The 6189-nt window shown below is 50.1% G+C and carries 8 protein-coding genes and 1 tRNA gene; 8 read left to right on the forward strand and 1 reads right to left on the reverse strand.

Annotated features, from left to right (window positions below):
- Window positions 1-22: 22 nt before the first annotated feature.
- The 7 genes from BP07_RS06570 to BP07_RS06600 all read left to right on the forward strand — a co-directional run bounded on the left by BP07_RS06570 (window position 23) and on the right by BP07_RS06600 (window position 5148).
- Window positions 23-709, forward strand: a complete 687-nt coding sequence (locus tag BP07_RS06570) for an ABC transporter ATP-binding protein (RefSeq protein ID WP_042687168.1) — start codon at window positions 23-25, stop codon at window positions 707-709.
- 215 nt (window positions 710-924) lie between these two features.
- Window positions 925-1647 carry a COG1361 family protein gene (locus tag BP07_RS06575; RefSeq protein WP_157203134.1) on the forward strand — a complete coding sequence of 241 codons (723 nt, stop codon included), beginning with the start codon at window positions 925-927 and terminating at the stop codon, window positions 1645-1647.
- Window positions 1644-2888, forward strand: a complete 1245-nt coding sequence (locus BP07_RS06580) for an ABC transporter permease (RefSeq protein ID WP_042687174.1) — start codon at window positions 1644-1646, stop codon at window positions 2886-2888. The genes BP07_RS06575 and BP07_RS06580 overlap by 4 nt, the downstream gene beginning before the upstream one ends.
- An 808-nt stretch (window positions 2889-3696) precedes the next feature.
- Window positions 3697-4038 (forward strand): NosD domain-containing protein, encoded by a 342-nt coding sequence (locus tag BP07_RS06585; RefSeq protein WP_042687178.1) that lies wholly within the window; start codon window positions 3697-3699, stop codon window positions 4036-4038.
- The gene (locus BP07_RS06590) at window positions 4038-4505 is read left to right on the forward strand and encodes a cohesin domain-containing protein (protein WP_042687180.1); all 468 of its coding nucleotides are present in this window, start codon (window positions 4038-4040) and stop codon (window positions 4503-4505) included. Before BP07_RS06585 ends, BP07_RS06590 begins: the two co-directional genes overlap by 1 nt.
- A gap of 40 nt (window positions 4506-4545) precedes the next feature.
- The gene (locus BP07_RS06595) at window positions 4546-4728 is read left to right on the forward strand and encodes a dockerin type I domain-containing protein (RefSeq protein WP_157203135.1); all 183 of its coding nucleotides are present in this window, start codon (window positions 4546-4548) and stop codon (window positions 4726-4728) included.
- A gap of 348 nt (window positions 4729-5076) precedes the next feature.
- Window positions 5077-5148 (forward strand) — tRNA-Gly (locus tag BP07_RS06600).
- A gap of 40 nt (window positions 5149-5188) precedes the next feature.
- Here the strand turns inward: BP07_RS06600 and BP07_RS06605 are convergent.
- A complete protein-coding gene (locus BP07_RS06605; protein WP_042687186.1) occupies window positions 5189-5719 on the reverse strand; it encodes a helix-turn-helix domain-containing protein in 531 nt (176 codons plus the stop codon).
- Window positions 5720-5866: 147 nt separating this feature from the next.
- Between BP07_RS06605 and BP07_RS06610 the strand changes: the two genes are divergently transcribed.
- Window positions 5867-6189: ABC transporter substrate-binding protein (locus tag BP07_RS06610; RefSeq protein WP_042687189.1), on the forward strand; the 323-nt coding region annotated here is incomplete at its 3' end.

Genomic DNA, 6189 nt, shown 5'->3' on the forward strand with positions numbered 1-6189 from the left:
CATCAGACGGAGGAGAAAGACGATGAGTGATACGATTGTAGAGTTAAGAGACGTCAGGAAGGTGTACAAAATAGGCGAAGCAGAGGTTCCTGCAGTAGATGGAGTAAATCTCAGAATCAAAAGAGAAGAGTTTTTGGCGATTGTGGGCCCCAGCGGATCTGGGAAGTCAACACTGTTGCACATGATTGGTTGCTTAGACAAGCCAACATCGGGAGAGATATTTTTGGATGGCACTGAAATATCCAAGCTTAAAGACAATGAGCTTGCGAGACTGAGAGGAAGAAAAATAGGTTTTGTATTTCAGCAGTTTAATTTGCACCCCAACCTCACCGCCTTGGAGAATGTTGAGCTTCCAATGGCGATTGTAGAAAAGGAAAGAAAAGAAAGGCGGGAGAGGGCATTAGAACTCCTGAGAATAGTTGGTATGGAGGAGAGGGCAGCCCATTTCCCATCCCAGATGTCTGGTGGACAAATGCAGAGGGTGGCAATTGCAAGGGCAATAGCCAATGACCCTGATTTGATTCTTGCCGATGAGCCCACCGGCAATTTGGATTCAAAATCAGGTAGCGAGGTGATGAGGTATTTACTCAGTCTTCAGGAGAACGGTAAAACAGTCGTCATGATCACCCATGACCTGAGCATTGCAGAACTGGCCAAGAGGGTGATTCACATAAAAGACGGTAAAATCGTAGGAGAAGTGGAAAAATGAGGCACATTTCTTCGGTCGTTTTGGCAGGCATTTTGGCATTGTTGATATGCTCAATGGCGAGTGCCACAGTGTTCGAAACTGAGTCTGGAATCATCACCGATGATCCATACCTACACGTCACGTTAGTCAACCAGGACCCATATCCAGCTGAGCCAGGAGGATATGTGGATCTGTTATTTAAGGTGGAAAACTGGGGTGTAGAGAAAGCAGAAAATGTGGTTGTGGAGCTTATGCCAGAGTATCCGTTTTCCATATATGGAGCGGATGCCATCAGGGAGCTGGGTACGATTGAGTGCACCCAAGGGGATGAGGATGAGGGCTCATCGGCATATCTGGTGAAGTACAGGGTGCTCGTGGACAGGTATGCAGTAGACGGTGAAAATGAGATAAAACTGAAGTACAGCTACGCGACGAGTGATGGCCTTCAAAGCACCCATGTCATCACAACTGATGTAAAGGTACTCGATCCAAAAACGGATTTTGAGGTTGTTCTGCAGGACATATCTGGAAATGATGCGACATTGGCAGTAGCCAACACGGGAGATAATGACGCCTACGCTGTGGTTGTGAGCATACCAGAGCAGGAGGGCTTTAGAGTGTCTGGTATCCCCTCCAACGTCATAGGCACTCTGGATGCAGGAGATTATACTCTTGCAAGCTTTACAGTGTCGCCCTCGACCTCGACATTTGGAAGGGGACTCCTCGTTGAGGTTGCTTACACGGACATGCTTGGCATCAGAAGGACGATCCAAAAGGAGGTGGAGTGGCCAGCCGTGGCAAACCCAGTGAGCAACACACTCTCATCAGCTCAGCCGGCTCCCAAGGCAGGTGCGCTGGCTTCTGGGAGCAATGGCCTCACGTATATCATGGTGGGCTTGGCTGGAATAGTGGGGATAACGCTGTTCCTCGAGCTCCAGAGAAGGAGGAGGAAAAGATGAAGCTCACCGATATAGCGCAAATCTCTTTGAATAACCTGTCGCAGAGGGGACTGAGAAGCTGGCTGACCATCTTGGGGATAGTTATAGGCGTGGCGGCAGTTGTTGCTATACTGTCAATTGGGGAGGGCATGCAACAATCTATGACATCCCAGCTGGGTGGTCTGGGTGCGGATATCATCACTGTGTCTCCTGGATTTTCCAGAGCTGCTGGCATGGGAGGGCCAGGTGGGGGTGGCAGTGTAGTTGCACAATCTGCACAATCTGGGAATCTAACTGATAAGGATATTCAAATCATAAAATCTGTTCACGGCGTTCAGGCTGTGAATGGAATAATCTCAGGTAAGGTTAACGTTTCGTATTTGGGGGAGACCCTTTCTGTCTCTGTGCAGGGGGTTGATCCCTTAGCATGGAGGGAGATTACGACATCTGAGCTTGAGTCTGGCAGGTACCTAACGTCCAGCGACAAATATGCCGTTGTGGTTGGCTATAGGCTCGCAAATGAAGCTTTCAAACAGCCCCTGATACTGAATACCCACATAAGCATCAATGGTAAGTCCTTCAAAATCGTGGGCGTGCTGAAGAAGTCTGGGAGCTTTGGTGGAGACGACAACTCCATATTTATGCCAACGGATGCCGCAAGAATGGTCATTGAGGACATAGACCCAGACCACTACTCCTCAATTCAGGTCAAGGCATCGAGTGAGGAGATAGTTGAGAGGGTAATCAGCGATATAGAAGAAAAGCTGATGATGTCCAGACACGTTACAGAAAAGACAAAGGACTTTACAGTAACATCCCCCACATCTATGATGGAGAGAATCTCAGAGGCCATGAGCACGCTAAACCTGTTCCTTACGGGAATAGCCGCGGTATCCCTGCTAGTGGGTGCTATAGGTATAGCAAACACGATGTTTATGTCTGTGATGGAGAGGACCAGACAGATTGGCATCTTAAAGGCATTGGGCGCGACGAACTTTGAAATTATGAAGTTATTTCTCTTTGAATCCGTAATGATTGGATTTATAGGAGGGCTATTGGGTGTTTTCTGTGGCTTCATTGCCTCTGGTATAATCTCCGAAGTAGGGGTTAGAATCATCGGAGGGGAAACGATGGCAGTTATCACACCTCAACTCATTCTGCTCGCCATAGGATTCTCCATTATTATAGGTATGATATCTGGGTTAATTCCCGCACGAATGGCAGCTAACTTACAGCCAGTGGAGGCATTGCGCTATGAGTAGATGGGCCTCTCGAGTTGCATCGAGTTGCACATTCTGTGCTGAGTTGTGCCCTCATCAGTGATGACAGCACCCTAATCGTTATGCGGTGCCCTATCAGCACTGCTGTCATCACTGAGCTGTCTTAACCCTTGTGCCTCGGCACACTGAGCACGTGCCCGCACCGTCCACATTCCACCTATGGTATGCAGTATAATGGATATTAGGGCTGTCTACCCCCTCCCATTTTTTTGGATATGTCAGCATCCTCATCACATCGGAGGCCTGAAAAAGTTTCAAGTGGTGAATGCAGATTAGAAAACTGGGGGATAAGGGATGCCTGCAAGACACATTAATATCACAGTCTTTTGCACTGCATTCATCATAGCTGCTCTTTGTAATGTGGCTGCTGCATCTGCATCTGATGGCACCTGCGCTAGCGTGAGTGCCGATGGTGGCATCACTCACATCACAACGCTTCCGTGTGAGATAACATCTCCGGGCTACTACATCCTCGATACTGATTGCAGCGATACTAAGGATATGCCATCTGGATTAGTGCATCGGATGTTGTGCTCGGTCAACCACCTTCAAACGGTGTGTAGTCCTTAGGTTATGCTCGCTGCCACGACCACAGCCAACCACAACAGCCGAACCGCTCTCACCGCCTCAGGAGTGCCTGATGCTTGCCTCGGAGTGGGTGACCGCAGCCCCTGCAATAGCTGCGTCAAAAAGGTATTTAAGCAATTCCCCCACCCATTGAAATCTTAAAGACAATGAGCTTGCGAGACTGAGAGGAAGAAAAATAGGTTTTGTATTTCAGCAGTTTAATTTGCACCGTGGCAACACTGCCAACTTGAACAACTGGAATGGTATCTCTATCTCCTCCTCTGGTAACAACATCAGCAGCAACAACATATCGAGCAACCAGTATGGCATCTACCTCTACAGCTCCAGCAACAACCACATCTACCTCAACGACCTGCTCGACAACACCTACAGCGTTTCATCCAGCTCGACAAACACGTGGCACTCTCCCACTCCGCTCACATACACCTACAACGGCTCCACATACACGAGCTATCTTGGTAACTACTACTCCGACTCACTGGAACAGATGCCGATGGGGACGGCATTGGAGACAGACCATATGGAGACGACACCTACCCGCTGATGAGCTATTCGAGCGCATACCATAGGCTATCGTATATGCGCATGCTGCCAGCCACGCAGAACGTCTCCAGAGGACAGAGCTTCACAATAGACATCGAGGTAAGCTCATCCACTCCAGTGCATGCAGCTCAGTACAACATCACCTTCGACCCTTCGGTGTTCACAGCAATAAGCCAAACCAAAGGAGCATTTCTAACATCTGATGGCTCCCCCTCTCTTGTGGTGGCAAATAACATCAGCACAAGCTATGCCACCTATGGTGAGACGAGAACAGTGACAACGGACATCACTGGCAATGGCACGCTCGCCACCCTCACCTTTAGAGTGAGAGATAATGCCACGCCCGGTATCTATACTTTGGCATTCAAGCCAGATAACACCATTCTGGCAGACACTGATACAGAGACGATAAGCATCTCAATTTCCAATGCAGCTGTAACGGTAATGAACAACACGCCGCCCAGATAGAGGTGCCAGCGGCTCAACCACCATCCCCATCGTGGTGTACATGGCTGGGGATGCCAACGGCGATGGCGTATCGAACATACTGGATGCCTCATTGGTGGGTCTGCACTGGAACTCCCACTATGGCAACGCCGATTACGACGATGGAGCAGACCTGAACAACGACGACAGAGTGAACATCCTGGACGCCGCAATCGTGGGGCTGAACTGGAACCGGCGGGCATAGTGGGATTTGTCCTTGTTGCTTAGTAATCAACACCTGCCACCAGCTTTTTTAATTAAGTGGCATACTTGATCCAACCAAGTCCAGAGGTTCTGGATGTTGATTACTCCGTAACCAACAGTTGCTTACTTTGTAAGCAACTCGATGAAGTTCTGGAGCTGGCAAGTCCTGAGGCATTGCCCTGGAGCTTAGGGCTGCTGGTAAACCAGCCCTTGCCTGACATCCAGCAGGATGAAGGCACAACGCTCCCTCCTACTTCCCCCATCCTGCCACATACCAAAAATCCTTAATAGCATAAACGCATGACTGTGCCACGTGGTAAATCAAGCGTCGCATAGCGCTTTGCATAGAGCGGCTGTGGTCTAGGGGTCATGACAGGGGCTTCCCAAGCCTCTAACCCGGGTTCGAATCCCGGCAGCCGCATTAATTTATCAAATAGCCAGAAATCCCACCACCGAGCACATCAGGTGCGGCTCTTTTTTGCCGCGAGCCTCACGGCATTCCACAGGCTCTCCCTTGGAGTTATCGTTGCCACGGGTATCGTGAGTATTTTTTCCACCGTGGTGCTCACGATGGGTGCGCAAACGAGCCCGATTGCCCCCTCCCGCTCAGCCCTCAGGGCAGCGATGATGGCCTCCTCGATGGAGGTGGCGGCATACTCCCTTATGTGTACCCTTCTTCCATCCACCACGATGCTGCCCTCGGTGATTCCATCGAGCACGGGCCTTGCGGCAATCACTGCTATGAACTCCTCGTGGGCTCGATGTGTGAGCTTTCGTATTGCAGCCACAATGGCCCTCAGTGTTCTCAGGTTGGGCTCCCGCTCACCAGAGAGCAGCTTGTACAGGGTGCTGGTGGATAAGCCAGCCACCTCGCAGAATGAGCCTATGGAAAGCCTGAGCTCCTCCCTGATCACCCTCTCGAGCGTACCTCTAAACGCCTCGTCTGAGTGCATGGCAGCCGCAATCACCCTGTCCGCAGCATCTGCCACCATCTGCTTCACCTAAATGTACAAACTTCTGATTATATTTATACCTTTAGATAACAAATGACGGTGGTCCACGCCATGCCATTTACGAAAGAAAAATATACTATAAGCCGCAAACAAAGGAAAAGAGAAGCATGCAACAGGTGGTGTTGTATGGACAAAAGGATAATTATTTCGCTACTTGTGCTAATAGCGTCCACACTCGTACTGGGATGTGCACAGAGCCCAACGGAAACGGAAGGAGTGACAGAGCTGTATATAGTGACCATGGGTCCGTCCACCATGCTGGACGAGCTCAAGGCAGGAGATATCGATGGCTTCATAGCATGGGAGCCGTTCAATGCAGAGGCGGCAGTGGACGGCTATGGTAGATACCTCATCAACTCGAGCGAGGTGTGGCCCAACCATCCGTGCTGCATTCTGGCGGCCTCCGAGTCCTATACGGACGAAAGGGTGCTCACAGCACTGGTGTGGGC

It is taken from the genome of Methermicoccus shengliensis DSM 18856, from assembly GCF_000711905.1.
Lineage (GTDB): Archaea > Halobacteriota > Methanosarcinia > DSM-18856 > Methermicoccaceae > Methermicoccus > Methermicoccus shengliensis.